Origin of the sequence: Pseudomonas sp. SJZ079, assembly GCF_007993865.1 — a bacterium.
Lineage (GTDB): Bacteria > Pseudomonadota > Gammaproteobacteria > Pseudomonadales > Pseudomonadaceae > Aquipseudomonas.
Genome location: NZ_VIUH01000001.1, coordinates 235,703 through 261,439 on the forward strand (window position 1 = coordinate 235,703; position 25,737 = coordinate 261,439).

22 protein-coding genes are annotated in these 25,737 nt (G+C 61.7%); 10 read left to right on the top strand and 12 right to left on the bottom strand.

Annotation, left to right across the window (positions count from 1 at the left end; all coding sequences use genetic code 11):
• Nucleotides 1–91 precede the first annotated feature (91 nt).
• The 10 genes from ltaE to FBY03_RS01100 all read right to left on the bottom strand — a co-directional run bounded on the left by ltaE (nucleotide 92) and on the right by FBY03_RS01100 (nucleotide 11,827).
• The gene (gene ltaE, locus FBY03_RS01055) at nucleotides 92–1,096 is read right to left on the bottom strand and encodes a low-specificity L-threonine aldolase (RefSeq protein WP_147170341.1); all 1,005 of its coding nucleotides are present in this window, start codon (nucleotides 1,094–1,096) and stop codon (nucleotides 92–94) included.
• A gap of 195 nt (nucleotides 1,097–1,291) precedes the next feature.
• A complete protein-coding gene (astE, locus tag FBY03_RS01060) occupies nucleotides 1,292–2,302 on the bottom strand; it encodes a succinylglutamate desuccinylase (protein WP_147170342.1) in 1,011 nt (336 codons plus the stop codon).
• A gap of 10 nt (nucleotides 2,303–2,312) precedes the next feature.
• Nucleotides 2,313–2,597: a topoisomerase II gene (locus tag FBY03_RS01065; protein ID WP_147170343.1), complete on the bottom strand. Its 285-nt coding sequence runs from the start codon at nucleotides 2,595–2,597 to the stop codon at nucleotides 2,313–2,315.
• A gap of 15 nt (nucleotides 2,598–2,612) precedes the next feature.
• On the bottom strand, nucleotides 2,613–3,962 hold the full coding sequence (gene astB, locus FBY03_RS01070) for an N-succinylarginine dihydrolase (RefSeq protein WP_147170344.1): 1,350 nt from the start codon (nucleotides 3,960–3,962) through the stop codon (nucleotides 2,613–2,615).
• Complete coding sequence (gene astD / locus FBY03_RS01075; RefSeq protein ID WP_147170345.1) at nucleotides 3,959–5,422, bottom strand: succinylglutamate-semialdehyde dehydrogenase; 1,464 nt, start codon at nucleotides 5,420–5,422, stop codon at nucleotides 3,959–3,961. Before astD ends, astB begins: the two co-directional genes overlap by 4 nt.
• 110 nt (nucleotides 5,423–5,532) lie before the next feature.
• Entirely contained in the window at nucleotides 5,533–6,549 is a 1,017-nt protein-coding gene (astA, locus tag FBY03_RS01080; protein ID WP_147170346.1) for an arginine N-succinyltransferase, read from the bottom strand.
• Nucleotides 6,550–6,558: 9 nt separating this feature from the next.
• Entirely contained in the window at nucleotides 6,559–7,575 is a 1,017-nt protein-coding gene (gene aruF, locus FBY03_RS01085; RefSeq protein WP_147170347.1) for an arginine/ornithine succinyltransferase subunit alpha, read from the bottom strand.
• 314 nt (nucleotides 7,576–7,889) lie between these two features.
• Nucleotides 7,890–9,110 (bottom strand): aspartate aminotransferase family protein, encoded by a 1,221-nt coding sequence (locus FBY03_RS01090; RefSeq protein WP_147170348.1) that lies wholly within the window; start codon nucleotides 9,108–9,110, stop codon nucleotides 7,890–7,892.
• 426 nt (nucleotides 9,111–9,536) lie between these two features.
• Entirely contained in the window at nucleotides 9,537–10,784 is a 1,248-nt protein-coding gene (locus FBY03_RS01095) for a patatin-like phospholipase family protein (protein WP_147170349.1), read from the bottom strand.
• A gap of 113 nt (nucleotides 10,785–10,897) precedes the next feature.
• Nucleotides 10,898–11,827, bottom strand: coding sequence for a lipid A biosynthesis lauroyl acyltransferase (locus FBY03_RS01100; RefSeq protein WP_147170350.1), 930 nt, complete (start codon nucleotides 11,825–11,827; stop codon nucleotides 10,898–10,900).
• A gap of 141 nt (nucleotides 11,828–11,968) precedes the next feature.
• Between FBY03_RS01100 and minC the strand changes: the two genes are divergently transcribed.
• From minC to FBY03_RS01135, 7 genes are all read left to right on the top strand, one after another.
• On the top strand, nucleotides 11,969–12,709 hold the full coding sequence (gene minC, locus FBY03_RS01105) for a septum site-determining protein MinC (protein ID WP_147170351.1): 741 nt from the start codon (nucleotides 11,969–11,971) through the stop codon (nucleotides 12,707–12,709).
• 101 nt (nucleotides 12,710–12,810) lie between these two features.
• Nucleotides 12,811–13,626 carry a septum site-determining protein MinD gene (gene minD, locus FBY03_RS01110; protein ID WP_147170352.1) on the top strand — a complete coding sequence of 272 codons (816 nt, stop codon included), beginning with the start codon at nucleotides 12,811–12,813 and terminating at the stop codon, nucleotides 13,624–13,626.
• Nucleotides 13,623–13,877, top strand: coding sequence for a cell division topological specificity factor MinE (minE, locus tag FBY03_RS01115; protein WP_090447406.1), 255 nt, complete (start codon nucleotides 13,623–13,625; stop codon nucleotides 13,875–13,877). The genes minD and minE overlap by 4 nt, the downstream gene beginning before the upstream one ends.
• A gap of 104 nt (nucleotides 13,878–13,981) precedes the next feature.
• Nucleotides 13,982–14,689, top strand: coding sequence for an RluA family pseudouridine synthase (locus tag FBY03_RS01120; protein WP_256677814.1), 708 nt, complete (start codon nucleotides 13,982–13,984; stop codon nucleotides 14,687–14,689).
• Between the two features lie 369 nt (nucleotides 14,690–15,058).
• Complete coding sequence (locus FBY03_RS01125; RefSeq protein WP_147170354.1) at nucleotides 15,059–15,511, top strand: Hsp20/alpha crystallin family protein; 453 nt, start codon at nucleotides 15,059–15,061, stop codon at nucleotides 15,509–15,511.
• Between the two features lie 26 nt (nucleotides 15,512–15,537).
• Nucleotides 15,538–15,915, top strand: coding sequence for an Hsp20/alpha crystallin family protein (locus FBY03_RS01130; RefSeq protein ID WP_147170355.1), 378 nt, complete (start codon nucleotides 15,538–15,540; stop codon nucleotides 15,913–15,915).
• Between the two features lie 60 nt (nucleotides 15,916–15,975).
• Nucleotides 15,976–16,479 carry an Hsp20/alpha crystallin family protein gene (locus FBY03_RS01135; RefSeq protein ID WP_147170356.1) on the top strand — a complete coding sequence of 168 codons (504 nt, stop codon included), beginning with the start codon at nucleotides 15,976–15,978 and terminating at the stop codon, nucleotides 16,477–16,479.
• Nucleotides 16,480–16,551: 72 nt separating this feature from the next.
• Here FBY03_RS01135 and FBY03_RS01140 read toward each other — a convergent pair whose 3' ends face one another.
• Nucleotides 16,552–18,168 (bottom strand): ATP-binding protein, encoded by a 1,617-nt coding sequence (locus FBY03_RS01140; RefSeq protein WP_147170357.1) that lies wholly within the window; start codon nucleotides 18,166–18,168, stop codon nucleotides 16,552–16,554.
• Between the two features lie 172 nt (nucleotides 18,169–18,340).
• The gene (locus tag FBY03_RS01145; protein WP_147170358.1) at nucleotides 18,341–19,069 is read right to left on the bottom strand and encodes a response regulator; all 729 of its coding nucleotides are present in this window, start codon (nucleotides 19,067–19,069) and stop codon (nucleotides 18,341–18,343) included.
• Nucleotides 19,070–19,844: 775 nt separating this feature from the next.
• Here FBY03_RS01145 and FBY03_RS01150 point away from each other — a divergent pair.
• From FBY03_RS01150 to FBY03_RS01160, 3 genes are all read left to right on the top strand, one after another.
• On the top strand, nucleotides 19,845–22,754 hold the full coding sequence (locus FBY03_RS01150; RefSeq protein WP_147170359.1) for a ribonucleoside-diphosphate reductase subunit alpha: 2,910 nt from the start codon (nucleotides 19,845–19,847) through the stop codon (nucleotides 22,752–22,754).
• 432 nt (nucleotides 22,755–23,186) lie between these two features.
• The gene (locus FBY03_RS01155) at nucleotides 23,187–24,437 is read left to right on the top strand and encodes a ribonucleotide-diphosphate reductase subunit beta (protein WP_147170360.1); all 1,251 of its coding nucleotides are present in this window, start codon (nucleotides 23,187–23,189) and stop codon (nucleotides 24,435–24,437) included.
• A gap of 129 nt (nucleotides 24,438–24,566) precedes the next feature.
• On the top strand, nucleotides 24,567–25,517 hold the full coding sequence (locus FBY03_RS01160; RefSeq protein WP_147170361.1) for a hypothetical protein: 951 nt from the start codon (nucleotides 24,567–24,569) through the stop codon (nucleotides 25,515–25,517).
• Nucleotides 25,518–25,737: the final 220 nt, after the last annotated feature.

Below are 25,737 nucleotides of genomic sequence, written 5' to 3' on the forward strand. Positions count from 1 at the left end.
AAAGCCGGCAAAGGGCCGCATTATATCGGCCCTGCGCTATGCGGCTAGTGTCTTTATTGTCAGCGGGCGGCGATTCGGCGCCCGCCACGGGTTAAATACGGCGAAAAGCGCTAAACGCCTCGAGCACGCGAGCGATATCCTCGGCCGACACATCCAGATGGGTGACCAGGCGCAAGCGCGAAGCGGTGGTCACTTTGATGCCGCGTTCGGCGCAGAACCCCTGGAGCGCCTCTGCCCGCTCGCCGATCTCGACGTAGACCATATTGGTCTGTACCGGCTCGACCGCGTAGCCCAACTCACCCAGCCCAATGGCCAGCCGAGCGGCATTGGCGTGATCGTCCGCCAGGCGCGCCACCTGATGCTCCAATGCATACAGCCCCGCAGCAGCCAGCACCCCGGCCTGGCGCATGCCGCCACCGACCATCTTGCGCAGGCGCCGGGCCTTGCCGATCAATTCACGGCTGCCGCACAACACCGAGCCGACCGGCGCGCCCAGCCCTTTGGACAGGCACACCGAGACCGAGTCGAAGTGCCGGGTGATCTCAGCCGCCGCCACCCCCAGCTTGACGGCGGCGTTGTACAGCCGCGCGCCGTCCAGATGCAGCGCCAGGCCACGCTTATGGGTCAAGGCGCGCGCGGCCGCCAGGTAGCTCAGCGGCAACACCTTGCCCTGCATGGTGTTTTCCAGGGTCAACAGGCGCGTACGGGCGAAGTGAAAGTCATCCTGCTTGATCGCGGCCTCGACCCGGTCCAGGTCCAGCGAGCCATCGGCTTGCATTTCCAGGGGTTGCGGCTGAATCGAGCCCAGCACCGCGGCGCCACCGCCTTCGTACTTATAGGTGTGCGCCTGCTGGCCGACGATGTACTCGTCGCCGCGCGCGCAGTGGGCCATCAGACCGAGCAGGTTGCTCATGGTGCCGGTGGGTACGAACAGACCGGCGACGAACCCGAGCTCGCCAGCCAGGTGCTGCTCCAGACGGTTGACCGTCGGGTCTTCGCCGTATACGTCATCGCCCAGTTCGGCGCTCAACATGGCCTCGCGCATGCCGGGCGTGGGTTGGGTAACGGTATCGCTGCGCAGGTCGATGACGGACATGGAGAGGCTTCCCTGAAAGTACTGAAAGCACCGATGCTAAAGCGTCGCAAAGCGGCGAACAAGCTACAGCAGGGTCGAATAGATGCAGGACAGATCAGCCCGAGCAGGAGGCTCGTGCAGCAGCGCAAGCACGTCAACTCGCCCGCGCGTCGCCGGGCTTCGCGGCGCTCAACGCCAGCCGGAGCAGGCGGCGGATCAGCCTAATTGCGCTGCATCGACAGGGACGATGAGAATGCCGGCGCGCAAGCCGTTCTTCACCCTGGGGTTGGGGAAGATGATCCGCGCGCCCGGCTCTTCGATTTCCCAGCGGGTATCGCTCAGGTCTTCGGCAAGCAGATACCCCACCGGCAACTCGCTGAAATTCTCGATATCGGCCGGCAAGTGCAGCTGGAACGCGTCACTGTGCTTGATGATTTCCCGCGCCACGGCGAACAGCTGAAGACCGTCCAGCGCGGCATCGTCCACGTCCGGCTCACTGCCCTCGATGATGCAGCGCAGCCGCTGCTCCAGGCGATCCAGGTTGACTTGCTGATTCTGGCCAAAGGCACGCGCCTTGCCCAACTCCAGGGTGAAGGCTTCCGCCTCGAGCTGCGAGTAAGTGTAAGCACTGAAGGTGGTCGAGCTTTTGTTATGCAGCAGCACGGCCTCGATACCCGCGGCATTCAGCCGGGCCAGTTCGCGCTTGGAGCGCACCCGCCCTTCATGCCAGGGATAGAGTGCGAACTGTTCGATCTTCGAGGCCCGAATGGCGGTGTGCAGGTCGTAATGCAGGCGCATGCGGCCGGGCTTACTGAAAAAACCCGCGGCCAGATGCTCGAGTTCGCAGGCCCGCATCGCCTCAATACCCACCTGCAGTTCATGGCGGCCATTGAACAAACGGTTGATGTCTTGCTCGAGGTAACGCTCGCCCTTGCGGATGGCCGGCGGATTGCCGAACAGGAACAGCATCCGCGCGCGCGGCTTCAACTCGCCCCGCGCAATGGCGTGCAGCAGTCGGTCGAGCAATTCGATGGGGGCCGTTTCGTTGCCATGGATACCCGCCGACAACAGCAGGTCCAGGCCACTGTCGCTGGCCGCAGGCGGCGTGACTTCCAATGCGCCCTCGGCCAACCAGCGCAAACGCGCGCCCTCGGGCGTCAGCTGAATCTTCGCGGACGGTTCGTGGCCGGCCAGGGTCAGTTCGAGCAGTTTGCCGAGAGCGAGCATGGAAAAGTCCTCAGTCGTGATTGCAGTCAGGGCCGTGCACGTGATCCTCGTCGCCGAGGTCCGCCGGCTCCATCTCCAGCTCCAGGCTCACCAGGTTGGTGGCCAGGGGACGCAGCAGCAGGTTGGTGTACTCACTGTCGCCCTCGGCGGTATCCACGCCGATCATCAACTGGTCGTTACCGACCTGCTGAAACCACACTTCCTTGCCCTGCCACATCACGGCAAAGCGGGTGCAGGAGGTTTCCAGCTGGGTACCGTCTTCATCTTCGAGGATCAGTTGCAGGGCGTCAGTCATGGTGGTGAATACTCTTTAAGCCAATTGGAAGGGATAAACCGAGCCCAGTTTAAGGATCTGGGTCAATTCATCCAATGCCGCACGGCACTCAACCAGCAATTGCGGGTCGGCCAGATCGCTCTCGCTCAAGCGGTCGCGGTAGTGCGTGTCGACCCAGCCGACCAGCGTATCGTACAGCCCCGGGGTCATGATCACCCCTGGATTGACCGCTGCCAGCTCGTTTTCCTTCAGTGCCACGCGCAGCCGCAAACAGGCCGGACCACCGCCGTTCTGCATGCTCTGCTTGAGGTCGAAGACCTTCACTTCGCGAATCGGACCATTGCCCGCGGTGAGATGCTGCAGGTAATTCCAGACATTGGCGTTGCCGTGGCACTCCTCTGGCACGATCAGCAACATGCTGCCGTCGGCACGTGTGAGCAACTGGCTGTTGAACAGGTAGGAGCGCACCGCATCATCGACCGTGACCGCTTCGCGCGGCACACAGACGGCCTGTAGGCGACCGCCCTGACGGGCCAGCTTGTCGCCGAGTTCGGCCAACACCTTGTCGGTATCGAGGAAGGCGTCCTGGTGATAGAACAGCACCTCACCGTTGCCCACCGCGATCACATCGTTGTGGAACACCCCCTGGTCGATCACCGCTGGATTCTGCTGGGCATAGACCACACCGCCCTCACTCAGGCCGTGCAGACGCGCCACGGCTTGCGAGGCTTCCAGGGTTTGCCGTGCGGGATAGCGCTGCGGCGCCGGGAAGCGGCTGTCGAAGGCGCTGCGACCGAAGACGAAGAACTCCACCCCGGCCTCGCCGTAGCTCTTGCAGAACCGCGTATGGTTGGCCGCGCCCTCGTCACCGAACTGCGCCACCGCCGGCAACGCGGCGTGATGGGCGAAGTGCTGCTCGCTGGCGAACATCGCACCGAGCACGCGGCTGGTGGTCGGATGCTCGATGCTGCGGTGAAACTTGCAATTGAGGTTGGCCGCCGTGAAGTGCACGCGCCGGTCGGCGGTGTCGGCACTGGGGCTGACGGTGCAGGCGTTGGCCGTCCACATGCTCGAGGCGGAACAGCTGGCCGCCAATAACGGCATGGCCTCTTTAGCCGCCCGGGCAATCACCTGGGCATCGCTCCCGGTGAACCCCAGGCTGCGCAGCACGGCGACGTTCGGCCGCTCCTGTGGGGCCAGCACGCCCTGCTTGAAGCCCATTTCCATCAGCGCCTTCATTTTCGCCAGGCCTTGCTTGGCGGCTTCTTTCGGGCTGGAGGAGACCTGGCTATTACTCTGCGAGGCGACGTTACCGTAGGACAGGCCGCCGTAGTTGTGGGTCGGGCCGACCAGACCATCGAAATTCACTTCAAAGGCGTTGCTCACAGGCTTACTCCCGGGCTCAAGGTGGCAGGCAGACTTACGCTTTCAGTTTCCAGCGACGCCACCGGATAGGCGCAATAGTCGGCAGCGTAATAAGCGCTGGCGCGATGGTTGCCCGAGGCCCCCACCCCGCCAAACGGCGCGGTGCTCGCGGCACCGGTGAGCTGCTTGTTCCAGTTGACGATACCGGCGCGGCTCTCGAGCCAGAACTGCTCATAACGCGCCTTGGAATCCGACAGCAAGCCGGCGGCGAGGCCGAATGCGGTGGCATTGGCTTCGGCGATAGCGGCGTCGAAGTCGGCATAACGGATCACTTGCAGCAGCGGGCCGAAAAACTCTTCATCCTGACGTTCGGTAACGCTGGTCACATCGATGATGCCAGGCGTCAGCAGCGCTGCACCGGCGAGCGGCTGGGTCATTTCCAACAGCGCCTTGGCGCCTTTGCCGAGCAACTGTTGCTGGGCCTCAAGCAAGTGCTTGGCCGCCGCCAGGGAAATCACCGAGCCCATGAACGGCGCAGGCTGCGCATCGAAGGCGCCGACCTGGATAGTCGCCGCGACAGCGACCAGGCGCTGCAGCAGGGCATCGCCCCAGGCGCCCTGCGGCACCAACAGGCGGCGCGCACAGGTGCAGCGCTGCCCGGCGGAGATAAAGGCCGATTGAATGATGGTGTAGACCGCCGCGTCGACATCCTGCAGCTGGTCGACGATCAACGGGTTATTGCCACCCATTTCCAGCGCCAGGATTTTCTCCGGGCGACCGGCAAACTGATTGTGCAAGTGATTGCCGGTGCGGCTCGAACCGGTGAAGAACAGGCCGTCGATACCCTCATTGGCGGCCAGGGCCACGCCGGTTTCCCGCGCGCCCTGCAGCAGGTTGAGTACGCCGGCAGGCAAACCTGCCTCGATCCAGCACTTGACCGTCAGCTCAGCCACTTTCGGCGTCAGCTCGCTGGGTTTGAACACCACCGTGTTACCCGCCAACAGCGCCGGCACGATGTGGCCGTTGGGCAGATGACCGGGGAAGTTGTAGGGACCGAATACCGCGACCACGCCGTGCGGCTTGTGGCGCAATACCGCCGTGGCATCGGCCAGCGGACCACTCTTCTCGCCGGTACGCTCACGGTAGCTCTGCACCGAGATGGCGACCTTGTTGGCCATGCTGGTCACCTCGGTGGCCGATTCCCACAACGGCTTGCCGGTTTCCTCGCCAATAGTACGGGCCAGTTCATCGGCATGGGCTTTCAGGGTCGCGGCGAAGCGCTCCAACAGCGCAATCCGCTCATCCAATGAACGCGACGCCCAGGCGGGGAATGCGTCACGGGCAGCCTGCACGGCGGCCTCGACCTGTTCGGCGCTAGCGGCGCGGCCCTGCCACAGGACCTGCTGACTGACCGGATTCAGCGATTCCAGGGCTTCACCCTGGCCAACGTGCCAATGACCGGCGATGTAATGAGTGCTCATGGTGTTCTATCACTCCCAGCAATTTCGTCATCCGGCGGTGCACCGGACGCATTCTTCGAACCGGCGGCCCGGATCAGCGCCCGGGCCACCCCTGGCCGCTCAGCAGCCTGCTAGCCGCGGGCCGACAGCTGCACGGCGCGGACCTGATCGCCGGCCGACAGTTGCAGGCGCTTGGCCGTCAACGGGTCGACCACCAGGGTACCGGCGGCGACTCGCGCCGGACCCGCCGTGATGCGGCAGTCTTCGCGCTTGCGGTTATGAATCAGGAAGGCACTGGCGTCGTCGCCCGGCGTACCGATGGCTAGCACCAGCGCCTGACTGTCGCGCACGGCGCGGATCTTCGCGGTTTCCGCCTCGATGGCCGGGCCGGCATCGAAGATGTCGACATAGCCCTGGTAGCTGAAGCCCTCGGCCTTGAGCATGGCCAGCGCCGGCTCGGTGTCCGGGTGGACGCGCCCGATGATGTTGCGCGCATCCTCGGAGAGGAAGCAGGTGTACAGCGGGAACTTGGGCATCAGCTCGGCGATAAAGGCCTTGTTACCGACGCCGGTGAGGTAATCCGCCTGGGAGAACTCCATCTTGAAGAAGTGCCGGCCGAGGCTTTCCCAGAACGGCGAACGGCCATTGTCATCGGACATGCCGCGCATCTCGGCGATCACCTTGTCGCCGAACAGCTCGCGGAACTCGGCGATAAACAGGAAGCGTGCCTTGGACAGCAGGCGCCCATTCAGGCCAGTGCGTTGATCGGCACGCAGGAACAGCGAACACAGCTCGGAGTTGCCGGTCAGGTCGTTAGCCAGGAACAGCGTCGGGATCTGCCGGTGAATCTTCAGCTCTTGCGAGGCGCTGACGGTCAAGCCGACCCGGTAGTTGTACCAGGGCTCGCGCAGGCCGACGGCGCCGGCCAGGGCGGAGATGCCGACCACTTGCCCGTCGTCATCTTCGAGCACGAACAGGTAGTCGCTGTCGGCCCGCTCGGCCTCGCCGCGGAAGGTTTTTTCTGCCCAGCCAACCCGGTGCGCCAGGCGCTCCTCATTGGCCGGCAGGGTAGTCAGGCCGGCGCCGGTACTGCGCGCCAGGTCGATCAAGGCCGGAAGATCGGCACTGCGTACGGGACGAACGATCATGCTAACTCCTTAAACCGCGATCAGACGCACGCTGGCGCCTTCGCCGACGCCCAGGGCTTCGGCGGCTTCAAGACTGAGGGTGACCGGCTTACCCGGCACCCAGTCCAGCTCGGCGACAATGGCGCGGAAATCCACCAACAGGCCATTACTCACCAGATACTGACGCCCACCCTTGCAAGGCTCACCGAGCTTGACCGGCACCATGCGGCTCTGGGCGATGGAGCGAATGCCCGAGGTCCGTGCATGCAGGGTCGGACCGCCGTCGAAAATGTCGATGTAGTGGTCGGTCTCGAAGCCTTCGCGCATGAGGATGTCGAAGGTGATCTGTGCACGCGGGTGCACCTGGCCCATGGCTTCCTGCGCGGAATCGGGCAGCAGCGGCACATAGATCGGGTAGTTCGGCATCAGCTCGGCGAGGAAGGTGCGGCTCTTCAGGCCGCACAGTCGTTCGGCTTCGGCGTAGTTCATGTCGAAAAAGTTGCGCCCCACCGCGTCCCAGAACGGCGAATCGCCTGCCTCATCGCTGTGACCGACGATTTCCACCACCACCGCATCGGCGAAACGCTCCGGGTGGTTGGCGACGAACAACAGGCGCGCACGGGAGTTCAACTCGGCAAATACCGTGCTGACCAGCGGCCGCTCGACGTAGAAGCTGGTCAACAGGCTGTTGCCGGTGAGGTCATGACACAACGAGAGCACGTGAATCTTGTTGTGGATCTTCAGCTCACGCGAGTTATGCACGAAGGTTTCGTTGCGAAAGCTGTAGAACGGCTCGGAGTAACCGGTCGAGGCGACGATACCCGAACAGCCGACCAGACGACCGCTGTCGCTATCTTCGAGGACAAAGAAATAGCTTTCTTCGCCGTTGAAGCTAACTTCTGCGGCGAACGAGGTTTCCGCAGCGGCGATCTTGTCGCGCAAACGGTCGACGTCATCCGGCAGGGAAGTCACACCAACCGGGCTATCCGCGGCGAGACGCTGTACTTCAGCGAGGTCGGCCATTTGCGCGGGGCGCATCACCAGCATGGTGTCACTCCTTTAAGAAAAGCTCCAAGCCACTCGCGCAGAGCAACCCGGAGAAACCGTGGCCAGCGCCACGGCATGCACAAAGACAATCGTCCCTGGATTAATCAGCCGTAAAAAATGCTGCGTTAGGCTATGCCACGCTGAAGCCAGTCACGCTATGCACATGTACGCTTGGTACAGCGCATTTTTCGACTGCTCTAGCCCGACCTAACCGTCGCGCGGATTTTTCAACGACCTGGCACCCCGACGCATCCATGCGCCGCAGGCGTTCGCGCCGGCAACGACCGTCTACAGGTCGCCGCCGGACTGTCGACTCAGGCTTGAGTCAGCTTGATCACCGCACGTTCGAAACGCGCCAGACCTTCATCGATATCGGCATCCTCGACCACCAGGCTCGGGGCGAAACGCACCACGTCCGGGCCGGCTTGCAGCACCATCAGCCCTTCTGCGGCGGCCGCATCGAGCAGCGTCTTGGCTTTACCTTTCCAGGCATCGGCAAGCACGCAGCCGATCAACAGGCCAAGCCCGCGGACTTCGCTGAACAGGCCATACTGCTGGCCGATCTGCTCCAGCTTGCTCTTGAAACGCCGATGCTTGACGTGTACGCCCTCCAACACCTCTGGCGTATTGATCACATCGATCACCGCCTCGCCCACGGCGCAGGCCAGCGGATTGCCGCCGTAAGTGGTGCCGTGGGTGCCGACCACCAAATGCTTGGCACACTCGCTGGTAGTGAGCATGGCACCGATCGGGAAACCACCGCCCAGACTCTTGGCACTGGTGAGGATGTCCGGGGTCACGCCGTAATGCTGATAGGCGAACAGCGAGCCGCTACGGCCCATGCCGGTCTGCACTTCATCGAGCACCAGCAGCGCATCGTGCTGGTCGCACAGCTCACGGGCGCCTTGCAGGTAGGCCTGATCGATCGGCAGCACGCCGCCTTCGCCCTGAATAGGTTCCAGCACCACGGCGCAGGTCTTGTCGGAAATCGCCGCTTTCAGGGCATCGAGATCGTTGAAGGGAACATGACTGATGCCCTGGATCTTCGGCCCAAAACCGTCGGAGTACTTCGGCTGACCGCCGACACTGACGGTGAACAGGGTACGCCCGTGGAAACTGTTGACCGCGGCGATGATTTCGCATTTTTCCGGGCCGAACTTGTCATGCGCCACCCGACGGGCCAGCTTGAACGCGGCCTCATTGGCCTCTGCGCCGGAGTTGCAGAAGAACACCCGCTCGGCAAACGTGGCATCGACCAGCTTCTTCGCCAGGCGCAGGGCCGGCTCATTGGTGAACACGTTGGACACATGCCACAGGGTGTTGGCCTGCTCGGTCAGCGCCTTGACCAGAGCCGGATGGGCATGCCCGAGCACGTTGACGGCGATGCCACCGGCGAAGTCGATCAGCTCGCGACCACTCTGGTCCCAGACTCGCGAACCTGCGCCGCGCACTGGAATAAAGGCAGCGGGGGCATAGTTGGGAACCATCACCTGATCGAAATCGGCGCGTTGCACCGGGTCGTGCTGAACTGACATCGGAAATCTCCTGATAAAGGAACACCTGCATTGAACGGCAGGCGATGACACGGATTGTAGGGATTGAACCGGGACTGGCATTGCCGCCATGCGACAACTTCTTACAGCGCCAACCCGGAGAAAACCGGCGCTTACGAAAATGCGACAGAAAGCGTCGGGAAGACGCAGTTTAAACGCTGATCACTACACAAGCGCGCAATCCGAGAGCTTTCTTCACAAACTGACCGGTAAGTTTTTCCGGCGCTACCGCTCAGGAGCGTGCCGGACTGACCGCCTGTAACGAGGAAAAGTCCGGCTTGAGTCAGTTTTGTCGATCTTTCGCGGCGAATAGCGAGCCAGTTAACGAGAAAGAGCAGAAGAGATGGCCAAATCCGGCTTTTCCGCAGCAGGGCAGCGTTAAGCCCAACAAACTCCTAGCAGCGCACCTCAGCCCAGCTCGTGGGGCTGCCTACCTGGATAGCCTAAGGCCTCATGCACGGTCAGCGAGTCACCCTGCGCACGCAACGGCTGGACCAACCCGAGGAAGTTGCTCAACTCGGTTTTTTGCGCCATCGCATCCTGATAGCCCAGCTCGATCAGCTCGCTGCAATAACCGGATTCGAACAATAGATAGCTGAGCACCCCAGCGCCACTGGTCCTGGTCGCCCCCGGGCCACGCAGGAACGCGCGCAGGGCGAGCGGCAATTCATGGCGATGACGTGCGGCGATCTCATCCACCGACTGACTCGGCGAGACCACCAGCACTTCGACCGGCTTGAGCCCCAAACCACGCGGATGCAACTCCTGCGGAATCAGTCGACTCATCTGGTTGAGCCGCTCAAGCAATTCGATATCGCCTTCCAGGCTGTCGATAAAGGTGCTGTTGAGCATATGCCCGCTGATTTGCGCCAGACTCGGTGGTTTGACGTTGCGCGGGCGTACCACGACGCTGTTGGCCTGCTCGCCCTGCGGGTTGCTACTGACCCCGATCACCAGCACCCGCGTCGCCCCCAAGTGCAGGGCCGGACTGATGGGTGCCGACTGGCGTACGGCGCCATCGCCAAAGTATTCGCGATTGATCTTCACCGGCGGAAAAATCAGTGGAATCGAGGCGCTGGCCAGCAGGTGCTGCAACGACAGACGCGTCGGCACCCCGACGCGGCGGTGACGAAACCAGGGGTCGATGGTGGCGCGCCCTTGGTAGAAGGTCACCGCCTGACCCGACTCATAACCGAAAGCCGTCACCGCCACGGCGCGCAAGCGCCGAGCACGTACCGCTGCGGATATCCCGGAAAAATCCAGCTTATCCTGCAACAACTCGCCCAGCGGCGAATTGTCGAGCAACGCCACCGGCACTTGGCCGCCCAGACCCAGCAAGCTATGGCCAATAAAGCGGCTGGCCTGGTGCAGCACCCCCGGCCAATCGCTACGGTAAACCTGATGGGTATGAAAGCCTTGCCAGACTGCGGTCAACTGACGGATCGCCTCGCCAAAATGCAGCGCCCCGCACGCCAGACTGACCGCATTGATGGCGCCGGCCGAGGTACCGACGATAACCGGGAAGGGGTTGCACTCGGCATTCGGCAACAGATCGGCAATCGCCGCCAGCACCCCTACCTGATAAGCCGCCCGCGCACCGCCGCCCGAGAGAATCAAACCAGTCATAGGCTGGGGAGTGGCAGCGATTGGCGTCATAGGCAGGTTCCGCAGGTTTTTACGCAGTATAGGAAGCGGGCGGCACCTGCCCGCAATAGTTCAGCAGCGAACCCGAGACAACCGCCAAGACCGGCGCCTCAGCAACCAGCTGACTAACTGAGGCGCTTCTTATACAGCTTCGCCTCGCCTGCAGGACGGGTCTTGAAGCGTCGATGGGCCCACAGATACTGCTCAGGACAGGCGCTGACCGCCTGCTCGATCCACTGGTTGATGCGCAGACAGTCCGCTTCCTCGCTCTCGCCGGGAAAATCGGCTAACGGTGGATACACTACGACCTTATAGCCCGAGCCATCCGCCAGACGAACCTGGGTAAAGGGGATCACCCGCGCCCGGCCCAGACGCGCAAACTTACTGGTGGCGGTGACCGTGGCGGCGGGCACCCCGAACAGCGGCACGAAAATACTGCGCTGCGCACCATAATCCTGGTCCGGCGCGTACCAGACCGCCCCCCCTGCGCGCAGCAGTTTGAGCATGCCGCGCACATCGTCGCGCTCGACCGCATCGATCAGGCGCTGCTCACGCCCCTGTCGTTGGATAAAGTCGAACAGCGGATTGCGGTGTGCGCGATACATGCCATACATGCCATGCTGCATGGCCAGCAGGGCACCGCCCATCTCCAGAGTGGTGAAGTGCAGGGCCATGAGGATCACCCCCTGCCCCTCCGCCTGAGCCTGACGCAAGTGCTCCAGCCCCTCGATCCGCGCCAGCTTGGTCAGCCGGCACTCAGGCCACCACCAACTCATGGCCATCTCGAAGAACGCGATGCCGGTGGAGGCAAAGTTTTCTTTCAGCAAGCGCGTACGCTCAGCAGCGGACAACGCCGGGAAGCACAGTTCCAGGTTGCGTGCGGCAATCTTGCGCCGCGAACTGGCCAACCGGTACATCAACCCGCCCAGCGCACGCCCCAAGCCAAGCAGGACGCGATAGGGCAACTGGGCAATCAACCAGAGCAGCGCCATCCCCAGCCACAAGAGCCAAAAACGCGGATGGAGAAAAGAGCCACGAAAAACCGGACGATCCATGAACACTCTCAAGCAACGTACAAAGCCGGGCATTCTATCAGGACTTGCCGAATGGCTCGGCCCAGCTTGCGGCTCTCCGGCGTTCTCGCTATAAGTTCCGGCTAATTTCTATTCCGCTGACCAGGCCGCATCAAGCAGACCATGAGCCAAGCCGATCTTCTCGAGCAAGACCCCGTGTTCCAACTCAAAGGCAGCATGCTGGCCATCACCGTGATGGAGCTGGCGCGCAACGACCTCGAGCGCCTCGACCTGCAACTGGCCGAGAAAGTCGCCCAGGCACCGGGTTTTTTCAGCAACACACCGCTGGTGCTGGCCCTGGACAAGCTGCCCGACAGCGAAGACAGCCTCGACCTCGCCGCCCTGATGGCCGTGTGCCGCAACCACGGCCTGCGCACTCTGGCCGTGCGCGCCAGCCGCGCCGACGACATAGCCGCCGCCAATGCGCTGGACCTGCCGGTACTGCCGCCGTCCGGCGCACGCGAGCGGTCGATCGATCCGACCGGCGGTAGCGCTGGCGCGAAACAGGCGGAGAAACCCGCCGAACCTGAGCTCAAGCCGAGCAAGATCATCACCTCACCGGTTCGCGGCGGCCAACAAATCTACGCCCAGGGCTGCGACCTGATCGTCCTGGCGCCGGTCAGTGCAGGGGCGGAACTTCTCGCCGATGGCAACATCCATGTGTACGGGCCGATGCGTGGCCGCGCCCTGGCGGGCGTCAAGGGCAACGCTATGGCACGGATTTTCTGCCAGCAAATGGGCGCGGAACTGCTCTCCATCGCCGGCCAGTACAAGGTCGCCGAAGACCTGCGACGCGACCCATTATGGGGCGAAGCGGTACATGTCAGCCTGTCGGGTGACGTGTTGAACATCACCCGTCTTTAACGGATACTGCCGCCAATTTTCAAGGGCACAAAAAGGGCATCCGGACGCCTAAAGCGCCCGAGCGATTCCCGTTTTTATCTTCACATTTGGGGTGAATCACCTTGGCCAAGATCCTCGTAGTCACTTCCGGCAAAGGTGGCGTGGGTAAAACCACCACCAGCGCCGCCATCGGTACCGGCCTCGCCCTACGCGGGCACAAAACAGTCATCGTCGACTTCGACGTCGGCCTGCGTAACCTCGACCTGATCATGGGTTGCGAACGCCGCGTGGTGTATGACTTCGTCAACGTGGTCAACGGCGAAGCCACGCTGACCCAGGCGCTGATCAAAGACAAGCGTCTGGAAAACCTCTTCGTCCTGGCCGCCAGCCAGACCCGCGACAAAGACGCACTGACCCTCGAAGGCGTCGAGAAGGTGCTCAAAGAACTGTCCGAGACCTTCGAGTACGTGGTCTGCGACTCGCCGGCCGGCATCGAAAAAGGCGCGCACCTGGCGATGTACTTCGCCGATGAGGCCGTCATCGTGACCAACCCGGAAGTGTCCTCGGTACGCGACTCCGACCGCATGCTCGGCCTCCTGGCGAGCAAATCGCGGCGCGCCGAGAAAGGCGAGGAACCGATCAAGGAGCACCTGCTGCTGACCCGCTACAACCCGGAGCGCGTGACCCGCGGCGAAATGCTCGGCGTGGAAGACGTCGAGGAAATCCTCGCCATCCGCCTGATCGGCGTGATCCCGGAGTCGCAAGCGGTACTCAAAGCCTCTAACCAGGGCGTCCCGGTGATCCTCGACGATCAAAGCGACGCCGGTCAGGCCTACAGCGATGCGGTGGATCGCCTGCTCGGCAAGGAAGTCGCTCATCGTTTCATCGATGTGCAGAAGAAAGGACTCTTGCAACGCCTATTTGGAGGTCGTGAATGAATATTTTTGACTTCTTTCGTGAACGCAAAAAAGAATCCACTGCGTCCATAGCGAAAGAGCGTCTGCAAATCATCGTTGCCCATGAGCGCGGCCAGCGCAGCCAGCCGGATTATCTGCCGGCCCTGCAACAAGAACTGGTCGAGGTGATTCGCAAGTACGTCAATATCGACTCGGATCAGGTGCAGGTCGCCCTGGAAAACCAAGGCAGCTGTTCCATCCTGGAACTCAACATCACCCTGCCGGATCGTTAAAAACTACTGCGCTCGGTGATGCTAAAAAATGGCGGCCTCGATGGCCGCCATTTTATTTCAACAACCTGCCCATCCCGTGGGAGCGGACTGGTCCGCGAAGCTTCTTGTGCCTAAAGGCTTCGCGGGCAAACCCGCTCCTACAAAACCAGTCCACCACTGCCCCAGCCAAGAAGCCCATGCCGCTCAGCCAGATTGAAATTCTCCACCAGGACGCTGCCCTGCTGGTCATCAACAAGCCCACCCTGCTGCTTTCGGTGCCCGGTCGCGCCGAGGACAACAAGGATTGTCTGGTCACCCGCCTGCAGGAAAACGGCTACCCGGAAGCACGCATCGTGCATCGCCTGGACTGGGAAACCTCGGGGATCATCGTTCTGGCGCGCGATGCCGACAGCCACCGCGAGCTGTCGCGCCAGTTCCACGACCGCGAGACCGAAAAAGCCTACACCGCCCTGTGCTGGGGCCAGCCGGAACTGGACAGCGGCAGCGTCGACCTGCCATTGCGCTACGACCCGCCGACCAAGCCGCGGCATGTGGTCGATCATGAACAGGGCAAGCACGCACTGACCTTCTGGCGCGTGGTCGAGCGCTGCGGCGACTACTGCCGGGTCGAGCTGACGCCCATCACCGGCCGCTCGCACCAATTGCGCGTGCATATGCTGTCGATCGGCCATCCCCTGCTCGGCGACCGCCTGTATGCCCACGCCCAAGCCCTGGCCGCGCATGAGCGGCTGTGCCTGCACGCCAGCATGCTCAGCCTGACCCACCCGCAAAGCGGCGAACGCCTGCGCTTCGACTGCCCTGCACCGTTCTAACCCAGAACCTCGCCCGAATGCGCTTCGTCGCATCGATAGCGGCCCTGGAGCGGCTCCCGGATTGCATCCGGGCTACGCACTGCACCATCGGCAAACCGACAAGCAGCCGCCCACCTCGAACCTGAACCCCGGATGCAATCCGGGGCATCGATAGCGGCCCTAGAAGTGCCTCCCGACCGACATCCAGGCTAGGTTTACACAGCCAGGCGCCTTATATGTATCAGGCATATAGGCTATTCGACGAAGTTCTTAACCCCCCCCTTGAAGACCGCCGCCATCGTCAACATATTTCATAGCGACGGGGCTTGAGGTCCTCGGCCTTGAGCACCGCAAACGAGTCTCTGGTTTATTCACCACAGGAGGTTTGCGATGTACGAGTCCCTACTTAATTCTCCCGGCAGCTGGTTCGCCGATTTCGATCGACTGCAGCGCGAATTGCAGCAGGACTTCGCCACTATCGGCCGACCCGGCAGCATTCGGGCGGTGGCCAGCGGTGCTTTCCCGGCACTGAATGTCGGCAGCACACCCTCAGCCATCGAAATTTACGCCTTCGCACCGGGTCTCGATCCGGAAAAACTGGATGTGCAGATTGACCACGGCCTGCTGTCGATTACCGGCGAGCGCGAGAGCGCCTGTCCACCCGACAACGGTACGCTGTCGGTGTATGCCAACGAACGCTTCGCCGGGCGCTTCAAGCGCACCGTGAGCCTCTCCGATGATGCCGACCCGGACAAGGTCGAGGCACACTACCGCAACGGCGTGCTGCATATCCGCGTGCTGCGCCGCGAGTCGGCCCAGCCCAAGCGCATCGCCATCCAATAACCCCTGGATAAGAGGAGGAAACCACTATGAGCGACAAGAAAGCCGTAAGCCGCAGCGAACGCGCGAAAGAGGTCGAAACCCTCCTACCGCGAGTAGACGTGTTTGAGGACAAGGACGGCATCCTGCTGATCGCCGACTTGCCTGGGGTGCCCAAGGACAAGCTCGAGCTGCGCGTCGACAACGACACCCTGACGCTCGAAGGCGAGATCGCCGCCGACGTGCCGGAGGATATGGAAGCGGTATATGCCGAAGTGCGGCTGTCGCGCTATCGCCGCGCCTTCACCCTGAGCAGCGAACTGGATACCGCGCGAATCGACGCGCAGTTCCGCGACGGCATGCTCAACCTGCGTATCCCCAAGCATGCCCACGCGCAACCGCGCCGGATCAAGGTGAAAGTCGCCTGACGGTCTGAGCGGCCGGGTCGATGGAGGCGTCCCGGTCGCTCGCAACCTGGAGGTCAACCGATGGACAAACTAACCGAACTGAAACAGGGTCTGGAGGAGACCTGGCACTCGCTCGGCGAGGGCTGGCGTCAAGTGCTTGACCGCACCAGCGGCGCCCTGACCCGCTTTACCCCGACGACCAAGAGCAAGCAGTCGACAGAGCCTGCGACCTACGCCGAATCCCCCTCGGCCAATTGGGCGCTACTGGCCGGCGACCTGTTCGAAGACGCCGACAAGTTCATCGTGCGTCTCGAAGTGCCCGGCCTGGACAAGCAGCACCTGGATATCGAGGTGCGCAGCGATGTGCTGATCGTGCGCGGCGAGAAGCGCCTCGAGCAGGAATCAGCCAGCGGTCAGTACCGCATACGCCAGTGCGCCTTCGGCAGTTTTCATCGCAGCATCCCACTGCCGGTGCCGGTGCTGTCCGATAAAGCCGAGGCCATCTACCGCAACGGCGTACTGCGCATCGAACTGCCGAAAGCAGAACACGCCCGCGGCCGGCGCATCGAAGTCCGTAGCGAGTAATAGAACACTGCCAACAGGTGGGCGCAGGCGCCTCAAGCGCTGCGCCCACCGTCACCGACCGCAAGCCCTAAGCTAACTCTCCAGCGTGTCCTGCTTGCGCGGCCATACCAGACTGAAGCGCGCACCACCCAAGGCCTCGCTGCGCCCGATCTGCGCCCGGCCGCCGTGCCAGTAGATGATCCGCCGCACGATCGACAACCCCAGCCCATGCCCACCGGAGGCGCGGGTGCGGCTATCGTCCAGGCGCAGGAAGGGACTGAAGACACGCTCCCAGGCCGTTTCCGGGACACCGGGGCCATCGTCCTCGACATCCAGGCGGCAACGCTGTCGGCCGATCTGGTAACTCACCCGCACCCGCGATTCGGCGTGGCGCATGGCGTTGCTCACCAGGTTCTGCAAGGCGCGGTGCAGGTAACGCAGCTCGGCCTCGACCACCGCCCCACTACCGTCCAGCGCATTCAGCGCCGGGCCGCGCTCGACCCGCACGTGGGCGCGCAGCGGCGCCAACTCGGTGATCACCTGATCGATCAGGCCGTTCAGGTCGACCGCCTGGAAGTTCAGGGCCGGCGCCCCCTGCTCCAGGCGCGCGTAGGTGAGCATCTCGTCGACCAGCTTGTCGAGGTCCTGAATATCGCTGTCCATGCCGTCCATGTATTTGCGCCGCGCCGCCTCACTCTCGGCATCGCCGATCATCTCCAGGCCAAAGCGCAAGCGCGCCACCGGCGTACGCAGTTCGTGCGAGACCGCCTGCACCATCTCGCGCTGAATGCTCAGCGAGCGCTGCAAGTGCTCGGCCATGGCATTGAATGCCGCCGCCAGACGCCCCACCGAATCGCTGCCATGACTCGGCACCCGGGTATCCAGGCCGCCGCTGGCGATCCGCGTGGCCGCGCCCTCCAGGTCACGCAGGCGCTGCTCCAGCGGCCGTACCAGCAGGTAGACCATCAAACCGATCAGGCTCAGCCCCAGCGCGCCGCTCAACACCAGCAACTGGGGCGGGTAGAGGTTCATCTGATAGAGCGGGCCGATTTCCAGTACCCAGGGCGTGTCGACGATGCCGGCAAACACATGGATGCTGTCGCCGCCCTTGCCCAGCGCCATCACCGTGTCGCCCTCGTCCACCCGGCGACGCTGATCGATGTCCAGGTTGGCTTGTTCCAGGCTCACCAGGCGCAGGTCGAAGCCGAACTGCTTGGCCTCCTTCAACTCGGCCAGGCGCTGCGGTTGCTCGGCCACCGGGTAACGAATCAATTCATCGATCAGCAGGTAAACGGTGGCGCGCGCCAGCTGTTCACTGATCTGCTGCACCTCCCCCGTCAGCACCCGCTGTTCGTGCTCGCCAATCAGGCTGTAGACCTCGGCCGCATGCGGGCCGGTCTGCTGCACCAACACCTGGCCGCGCAGCAAGCGCTTGCGCGCGCCGCTCTCCAGGGGCGCTTCGCTCAGCGCCTGAATGCTCAGCGGAATACCCAGCAAGCGCGCCCACACGGCCACGGCCCGGCGCCGCTCGAGCTGATCCATCGGCGCCAGATTATCGGCCATCAAACGGAAGGTGCCGCGCGCCAGACGCTCGCGGTACTGCTCGGAGCGCACCTCGTTGACCAGGTGTAAGGTGCCGACGCCGAGCAGGGCGACCAGCACCAGCACGCCCAGCATGCCGGCATAGATGCGCAGGAAGATCGAATTCATTCAGGGGGCTACCAAGGATTCATTCGCGAGCCGCGTTGCTGTGCAACCCGCAGGGCCGGGCCGATTGTTGCGCGGTGCTGCGTTATTCGTCGTTCATTTGGAATGACCAAACTGCTCTCCTCATGCCTTGCCCCGCACAATAACCGGCTCCGGCGCGGCCACGGACAAACCCTCACCAGCCCCCTAGCGCTTCGGCCGCCTCGGCGACGAACAGGTAGCCCTTGCTGCGTACTGTCTTGATCATCCGTGGGTGCACCGGGTCGTCACCGATCTTCGGCCGGATACGCGAGATGCGCACATCGATGGAGCGGTCCTGGCCGTCGTATTCGATCCCGCGCAGGGCATTGAAGATCTCCTCACGCGAGAGAATCCGTCCGGCATTCACCGTCAGCAGCCAGAGCAGGTCGAACTCGGCGCCGGTCAGCTCGATGCTCTGCTCACCCAGCCAGGCCTCACGCATCGCGCTGTCGATCACCAGCGGCCCGAACTCCAGTCGCCGGCGTTCCTCGACGCCACTGCTCTCGCTGCCTTCACGGCGCCGCAACAATGCGCGGATACGCGCCAGCAGCACGCGCGGGCGCACCGGCTTGCACACGTAATCGTCGGCGCCCATCTCCAGGCCGAGCACCTGATCCATGTCATCGGTGCGCGCGGTCAGCATCAGGATGGGGCCGTCATACTGGCCGCGCACTTTGCGGCAGATCGACAGGCCGTCCTCGCCCGGCAGCATCAAATCGAGAATCACCAGATCCGGCTGCTCTTTCAGAATCCGCGCAGCCGCCTGCGCGCCATCTGCCTCGATGGTCACCGCCAGGCCATTGCTCTGCAGGTAATCACGCGTCAATTCGGCCAGACGCTGGTCGTCTTCGACGATCAGGATTTGCCACGTTTCTTGCTCCACTACTGCCTCCTAAAGACAGGTAAACCACGGCGAAAGCCAGTGCATTGTAACAACGCCGCCCGCACCTCGCGGCGCTATAAGCGCAGTCCGGCAAAAAGCGCCGCGCCCGTCTGCACAGAGCACGCCAATAAGCAAGAAAAAACCCTACATATTGTGTTTCTGTGATGGACTAAAAATCCTTCGCCACCCACGCAATAAATCCACCCGGCCCACGACGAACGGTACCCCATGAAGAACCCCAGCAGCTGCGGGGCCTTGCGAAAGTTACCCCAAGATAACCCACAGATTTATCCACAGGCACGGAAGTTTTGTCGACTTGCCTTCCCCCCTACACCGCACTATCTTGTATCCCTATCGCGATAAACACCTACATGTTGGGTTTTCGCACAACAAACGACACAAGCACAGTTGCCCGTCAGCGGTCTATACCGAGACCCGAAAAGGTGCAGATGAACGCTTCGATGACCAGACCAGCGGCAACGCGGTCGGCCTTTGCTCCAGTAGCGCGGATAGCCTGCTGGGGTGCGGATCAGGGTGTAACGCCCATACGCGCGCACCACAACATCTAGTAGTGCCGGGCCAGCACCGGCACAAGATTTCAAAGCAAGGAAGGCGCCTCAACACGCTGTGCCCTTCCCAGCAGTTATTGCAAGCCACCATGCGCCCGGCACGCTTGCCGTGCGTGTGGCGTTAGTAAAATGGAATGAACGACGGGTACGCCGCAGCGATCTACTGCAAGCGTCCACTCAACAAATTAGCGAACACGGAGACATTCATGCATACAGACACTACTCGCGAGCAGGCGCAGAGCACTACGCCGCTGGCCGCCGATGGCAACCAGGACCTCGCCGCCACCGCGCCGGGTCAACTGCGTGTGATCAAGCGCAACGGCACCGTGGTGCCGTATAGCGATGACAAGATCACCGTGGCCATCACCAAGGCCTTTCTCGCAGTAGAAGGCGGCACCGCCGCCGCCTCGTCACGTATCCATGACACCGTCGCGCGCCTGACCGAACAGGTCAGCGCCACCTTCAAACGCCGCATGCCGTCCGGCGGCACTATTCATATCGAAGAAATCCAGGACCAGGTCGAACTGGCCCTGATGCGCGCCGGCGAACAGAAAGTCGCCCGCGACTACGTGATCTACCGTGAATCGCGTTCGCAAGAGCGTAAGCGTGGTGGCCTCGACACCCCGGCCCAGCCGCACCCGAGCATCCGCGTGACCCACGCCGACGGCAGCGTCGCGCCGCTGGACATGGGCCGCCTCGACACCATCATCCGCGAAGCCTGCGAAGGCCTGGAAGAAGTCGACGGCGCGCTGATCCAGAAAGAAACCCTGAAGAACCTCTACGACGGCGTGGCGCAGAGCGACGTCAGCACCGCCCTGGTGATGACCGCGCGGACCCTGGTCGAGCGTGAGCCGAACTACTCCTACGTCACCGCTCGCCTGCTGATGGACAACATCCGCGCCGAAGCGCTGAACTTCCTCGGCGTCGCGGTCAGTGCCACCCATCACGAGATGGTCGAGCTCTACGCCAAGGCCCTGCCGGCCTATATCGCCAAGGGTATCGAGCTGGAACTGCTCAACCCGGTGCTGAGCACCTTCGACCTGGAAAAACTCGGCCAGGCGATCGACCACGAGCGCGATCAGCAGTTCACCTACCTGGGCCTGCAGACCCTGTACGACCGCTACTTCATCCACAAGGACGGCACCCGCATCGAGCTGCCGCAGGTGTTCTTCATGCGCGTGGCCATGGGCCTGGCGATCGAGGAAGAACAGAAAGAAGAGCGCGCCATCGAGTTCTACAACCTGCTGTCCTCGTTCGACTACATGAGCTCGACGCCGACCCTGTTCAACGCCGGCACCCTGCGTCCGCAACTGTCGTCGTGCTACCTGACCACCGTGCCGGACGATCTGTCGGGCATCTATCACGCCATCCACGACAACGCCATGCTCTCCAAGTTTGCCGGCGGTCTGGGTAACGACTGGACCCCGGTACGCGCCCTCGGCGCCTACATCAAGGGCACCAACGGCAAATCCCAGGGCGTGGTGCCGTTCCTCAAAGTGGTCAACGACACCGCGGTCGCGGTCAACCAGGGCGGCAAGCGCAAGGGCGCGGTCTGCGCCTACCTGGAAACCTGGCACATGGACATCGAAGAGTTCATCGAGCTGCGCAAGAACACCGGTGACGACCGTCGCCGCACCCACGACATGAACACCGCCAACTGGATTCCGGACCTGTTCATGAAGCGCGTGTTCGACGACGGCCCCTGGACCCTGTTCAGCCCGAGCGAAGTACCGGACCTGCACGACCTCACCGGCAAGGCCTTCGAGGAGCGCTACGAGTACTACGAAGCGCTGACCCAGTACGGCGGCAAGATCAAGCTGTTCAAGACCATCCAGGCCAAAGACCTGTGGCGCAAGATGCTCTCGATGCTGTTCGAAACCGGCCACCCGTGGCTGACCTTCAAGGACCCATGCAACCTGCGCAGCCCGCAGCAGCACGTCGGCGTGGTACACAGCTCGAACCTGTGCACCGAGATCACCTTGAACACCAACAAGGATGAGATCGCCGTGTGCAACCTGGGTTCGGTCAACCTGCCGAACCACATCGTCGACGGCAAGCTGGACACCGCCAAGCTGGCGAAGACCGTCAAGACGGCCGTGCGCATGCTCGATAACGTCATCGACATCAACTACTACTCGGTACCGCAGGCGAAGAACTCCAACTTCAAGCACCGTCCGGTCGGCCTGGGCATCATGGGCTTCCAGGACGCCCTGTACCTGCAGCACATCCCGTACGGCTCGGACGCGGCGGTCGATTTCGCCGACAAGTCGATGGAAGCGGTCAGCTACTACGCCATCCAGGCCTCCTGTGACCTGGCCGACGAGCGCGGCAGCTACGAGACCTTCGCCGGTTCGCTGTGGTCCAAGGGCGTGCTGCCGCTGGACTCCCAGCAGATCCTCATCGAGCAGCGCGGGCAGAAGTACATCGACGTCGACCTCAACGAATCCCTCGACTGGGCGCCGCTGCGTGCTCGGGTACAGAAAGGCATTCGTAACTCGAACATCATGGCCATCGCCCCGACCGCGACCATCGCCAACATCACCGGCGTGTCGCAGTCGATCGAACCGACCTACCAGAACCTCTACGTGAAATCGAACCTGTCGGGCGAATTCACCGTGATCAACCCCTACCTGGTGCGCGACCTCAAGGCCCGCGGCCTGTGGGACTCGGTGATGATCAACGACCTCAAGTACTACGACGGTTCCGTGCAGCAGATCGAGCGCATCCCGCAGGAGTTGAAAGACCTCTACGCCACCGCGTTCGAAGTCGACACCAAGTGGATAGTCGACGCCGCCAGCCGCCGCCAGAAGTGGATCGACCAGGCGCAGTCGCTGAACCTGTACATCGCCGGCGCCTCGGGCAAGAAGCTCGACGTGACCTACCGCATGGCCTGGTACCGTGGCCTGAAAACCACCTACTACCTCCGTGCCCTGGCCGCGACCAGCACCGAGAAGTCCACGGTCAACACCGGCAAGCTGAATGCCGTGTCCAACGGCGGTGGCGACGGCCTCAGCGCGGCGCCGGGCAAAGCCCCGGCAGTCGAAGCAGCGTCGGCACCGGCACCCGTGCCGAAGGCCTGTGCGATCGATGAGCCAGACTGCGAAGCCTGCCAATAAGGGTGCTTGGTGACGCGCGGATCTGAGCGGCGCCCGCGTTGTTGCCGCACGGTCCGACCCCGGTCATGTACAGCCGTACACTCCCGGGGCCGGCCCGCACGGCGCCTAGCGCTCACTCGCTCAGCTACGCGCTCGGATGGCGGATACAGAGCTAAAGCAATACTGGGACATATCCCCTCGCCCCCTTGGGGAGACGACTGCAAGGATGCAGGAGGTAGGGCGACGCAGGACGCCAAAGCCGAGGGCTAGGGTGAGGGGAAGAGGCCCAACGCAGCTCCCCACCAACACCCCACTTTAAGAAGGAAGGCAACCGCCCTCCTCCATACGACCGATAGTCGCCGGGCGCTTTCTGTACGCCGCGCATCGGACTAAAGTTAACTGTATATCTATACAGGCCGGTTATTTCACCGGCCCTCGAGCAGGAGCCAAGCCATGCTGAGCTGGGATGAATTCGATAAAGAAGACGGCGCCGACGCAGCCGCTGCCAGCAACACCGCCGCGCAGGCAACCGAGGTGAACATCGACAAGCTCGACCAGGTCGGCGGTGCCGCCGCGGTCGAAGCCCGCGCCATTGCCGCCGACGACAGCGCCGCCGTGGCCCGCGCCAAGGCTGCCCTCGATCAACTCGACATCGCCGAAGGCCTGGCCGAGCTGGAAGGCGCCTCCGCCCGCGTCGCGGTCGACGAGAAGCGCATGATCAACTGCCGCGCCGACCTCAACCAGCTGGTGCCCTTCAAGTACGACTGGGCCTGGCAGAAGTATCTGGATGGTTGTGCCAACCACTGGATGCCACAAGAAGTGAACATGAACGCCGACATCGCGTTGTGGAAAGGCACCGACGGCCTGACCGACGACGAGCGGCGCATCGTCATGCGCAACCTCGGCTTCTTCTCCACCGCCGACTCGCTGGTCGCCAACAACCTGGTGCTGGCCGTGTACCGCCTGATCACCAACCCCGAGTGCCGCCAGTACATCCTGCGTCAGGCCTTCGAAGAGGCGATCCACACCCACGCCTACCAGTACTGCATCGAGTCGCTGGGCATGGATGAAGGCGCGATCTTCAACATGTACCACGAGATTCCTTCGGTCGCGAAAAAAGCCGCCTGGGGCCTCAAGTACACCCGCTCGATCTCCGATCCGAAGTTCGAAACCGGCACGGTGGAGACCGACAAGGAACTGCTGCGCAACCTGATCGCCTACTACTGCGTGCTGGAAGGCATCTTCTTCTATTGCGGCTTCACCCAGATCCTCTCCATGGGTCGGCGCAACAAGATGACCGGCGTCGCCGAGCAGTTCCAATACATCCTGCGCGACGAATCCATGCACCTGAACTTCGGCATCGACGTGATCAACCAGATCAAAATCGAAAACCCGCACCTGTGGGATGCCGCGATGAAGGACGAAGCCACCCAGATGATCCTGGAAGGCACCCAGCTGGAAATCGAATACGCCCGCGACACCATGCCGCGCGGCGTACTGGGCATGAACGCAGCGATGATGGAGGACTACCTCAAGTTCATCGCCAACCGTCGTCTGACCCAGATCGGTTTGAAGGAAGAGTATCCGGGCACCACCAACCCGTTCCCATGGATGTCGGAAATCATGGACCTGAAGAAGGAGAAGAACTTCTTCGAGACGCGGGTTATTGAGTATCAGACTGGTGGGGCGTTGAGCTGGGATTGATTCGGCTCACTCACTGAAGAGATTAAGAGCGCTTTACCTGAAATGGATGTTTGGGTGGTGTTTTAAGACTAAAAGCCCCGCCTAGTGCGGGGCTTTTTTATAACCTTCGATAAGGACACCAACCTTTCCATGGAAACACCCAACCTGACCGAAGAGCAGAAAATAAAATTAAAAATTCTAGAGCCTGCACTCCGAGCAGCGGCAGATCGCCGGGACTATGAGGACGCCAAGAAAATAACTTTAGCAATACAAAACGTCTTAAGACCAACCGGTCATGAAACACGATTAATGCACGCTAAAAATTATCTATTTGAGATCGCACTAGAGGTCGGAAAAGTAGATATCGCCATTACAGGATTTATAGGCGTTCGACAGAAAAGCGGAAAAAATACCCGACTGTACTTGGAAGCAACCACACTCCTTGCAATTTGCCACCTCAGAAAGAAGGATATCGACTCAGCGAAGCCTTATATGGCCGAAGCTTTTAAATACGAGAAAAATATTACTTCACCTAGCAAAAGATCTGAATACAAAATTGGACTAGCCAGGAGATTTGATGAGGAAGCGTTGCTTTCTTCACTCGCCACCGATGCAAACTATAAATTCAACATTGAACAAATACAAAAAGACGCTGGCGAGCTTATACGAACCAAGCACGAAGAAGAAATATTAGAGTTACTTGGAGCAACCGCGCCAGAATCAGCGCTAGATTTTGTAAAAGAAGTCCACCGTGAATCAACAAAACTCCTTTCACATGAAGATAAACTTAGACTCCCGTCGCCAGCATCCTTTGAACAAAAGAAAAATATCGGAAAAGGAATCTTGTCAGCATTTCAATCAGTAATATGGAAATCCTTATGTGATAAGGACAGTGAAGTCTATAAAATGTGGTTCACCAACGGCATGCAAGCTGTTTTAGATAAAAAATATTTAACTATAGCTATCACAGGTACCTTATCCGGCCTAAGCATTTGCATATACGGCGTCGCCGTCTATATCACAGCGCTACTTATCAAAATAGGCATAGAAGTATTCTGTGAAACGTACACACCCCAAAGCATTATGAAAATGCGCAAATAGCACACTGCAGTTTTTAATGACGGTAAAAGGGGATAGGTTTATTTTCTGCGCCGCCCTCTCCTACTGGTTTCGGCCTTACGCCGAGTCACTTTCTCTTTGCTCGCGCGAAAGAGAAAGTAACCAAAGAGAAAGCGCGCCCGACATGCGGGTCTGGCTTCGCCAGACTTCCCTCGTTCCGGCGCTGTTCCGAGGGTCGGAACGGTGGGCCATCCCTGGCCCA

Bases quoted from the DNA above. Each gene is read 5' to 3' on its own strand.
- astE (WP_147170342.1), bottom strand. From the start codon at position 2,302: ATGCTCGCTCTCGGCAAACTGCTCGAACTGACCCTGGCCGGCCACGAA.
- aruF (WP_147170347.1), bottom strand. From the start codon at position 7,575: ATGCTGGTGATGCGCCCCGCGCAAATGGCCGACCTCGCTGAAGTACAG.
- minE (WP_090447406.1), top strand. From the start codon at position 13,623: ATGAATATTTTTGACTTCTTTCGTGAACGCAAAAAAGAATCCACTGCG.
- minC (WP_147170351.1), top strand. From the start codon at position 11,969: ATGAGCCAAGCCGATCTTCTCGAGCAAGACCCCGTGTTCCAACTCAAA.
- FBY03_RS01130 (WP_147170355.1), top strand. From the start codon at position 15,538: ATGAGCGACAAGAAAGCCGTAAGCCGCAGCGAACGCGCGAAAGAGGTC.
- FBY03_RS01150 (WP_147170359.1), top strand. From the start codon at position 19,845: ATGCATACAGACACTACTCGCGAGCAGGCGCAGAGCACTACGCCGCTG.
- astA (WP_147170346.1), bottom strand. From the start codon at position 6,549: ATGATCGTTCGTCCCGTACGCAGTGCCGATCTTCCGGCCTTGATCGAC.
- FBY03_RS01140 (WP_147170357.1), bottom strand. From the start codon at position 18,168: ATGAATTCGATCTTCCTGCGCATCTATGCCGGCATGCTGGGCGTGCTG.
- FBY03_RS01160 (WP_147170361.1), top strand. From the start codon at position 24,567: ATGGAAACACCCAACCTGACCGAAGAGCAGAAAATAAAATTAAAAATT.
- FBY03_RS01090 (WP_147170348.1), bottom strand. From the start codon at position 9,110: ATGTCAGTTCAGCACGACCCGGTGCAACGCGCCGATTTCGATCAGGTG.
- ltaE (WP_147170341.1), bottom strand. From the start codon at position 1,096: ATGTCCGTCATCGACCTGCGCAGCGATACCGTTACCCAACCCACGCCC.
- FBY03_RS01100 (WP_147170350.1), bottom strand. From the start codon at position 11,827: ATGGATCGTCCGGTTTTTCGTGGCTCTTTTCTCCATCCGCGTTTTTGG.
- astD (WP_147170345.1), bottom strand. From the start codon at position 5,422: ATGAGCACTCATTACATCGCCGGTCATTGGCACGTTGGCCAGGGTGAA.
- FBY03_RS01125 (WP_147170354.1), top strand. From the start codon at position 15,059: ATGTACGAGTCCCTACTTAATTCTCCCGGCAGCTGGTTCGCCGATTTC.
- FBY03_RS01135 (WP_147170356.1), top strand. From the start codon at position 15,976: ATGGACAAACTAACCGAACTGAAACAGGGTCTGGAGGAGACCTGGCAC.
- FBY03_RS01095 (WP_147170349.1), bottom strand. From the start codon at position 10,784: ATGACGCCAATCGCTGCCACTCCCCAGCCTATGACTGGTTTGATTCTC.
- FBY03_RS01065 (WP_147170343.1), bottom strand. From the start codon at position 2,597: ATGACTGACGCCCTGCAACTGATCCTCGAAGATGAAGACGGTACCCAG.
- FBY03_RS01155 (WP_147170360.1), top strand. From the start codon at position 23,187: ATGCTGAGCTGGGATGAATTCGATAAAGAAGACGGCGCCGACGCAGCC.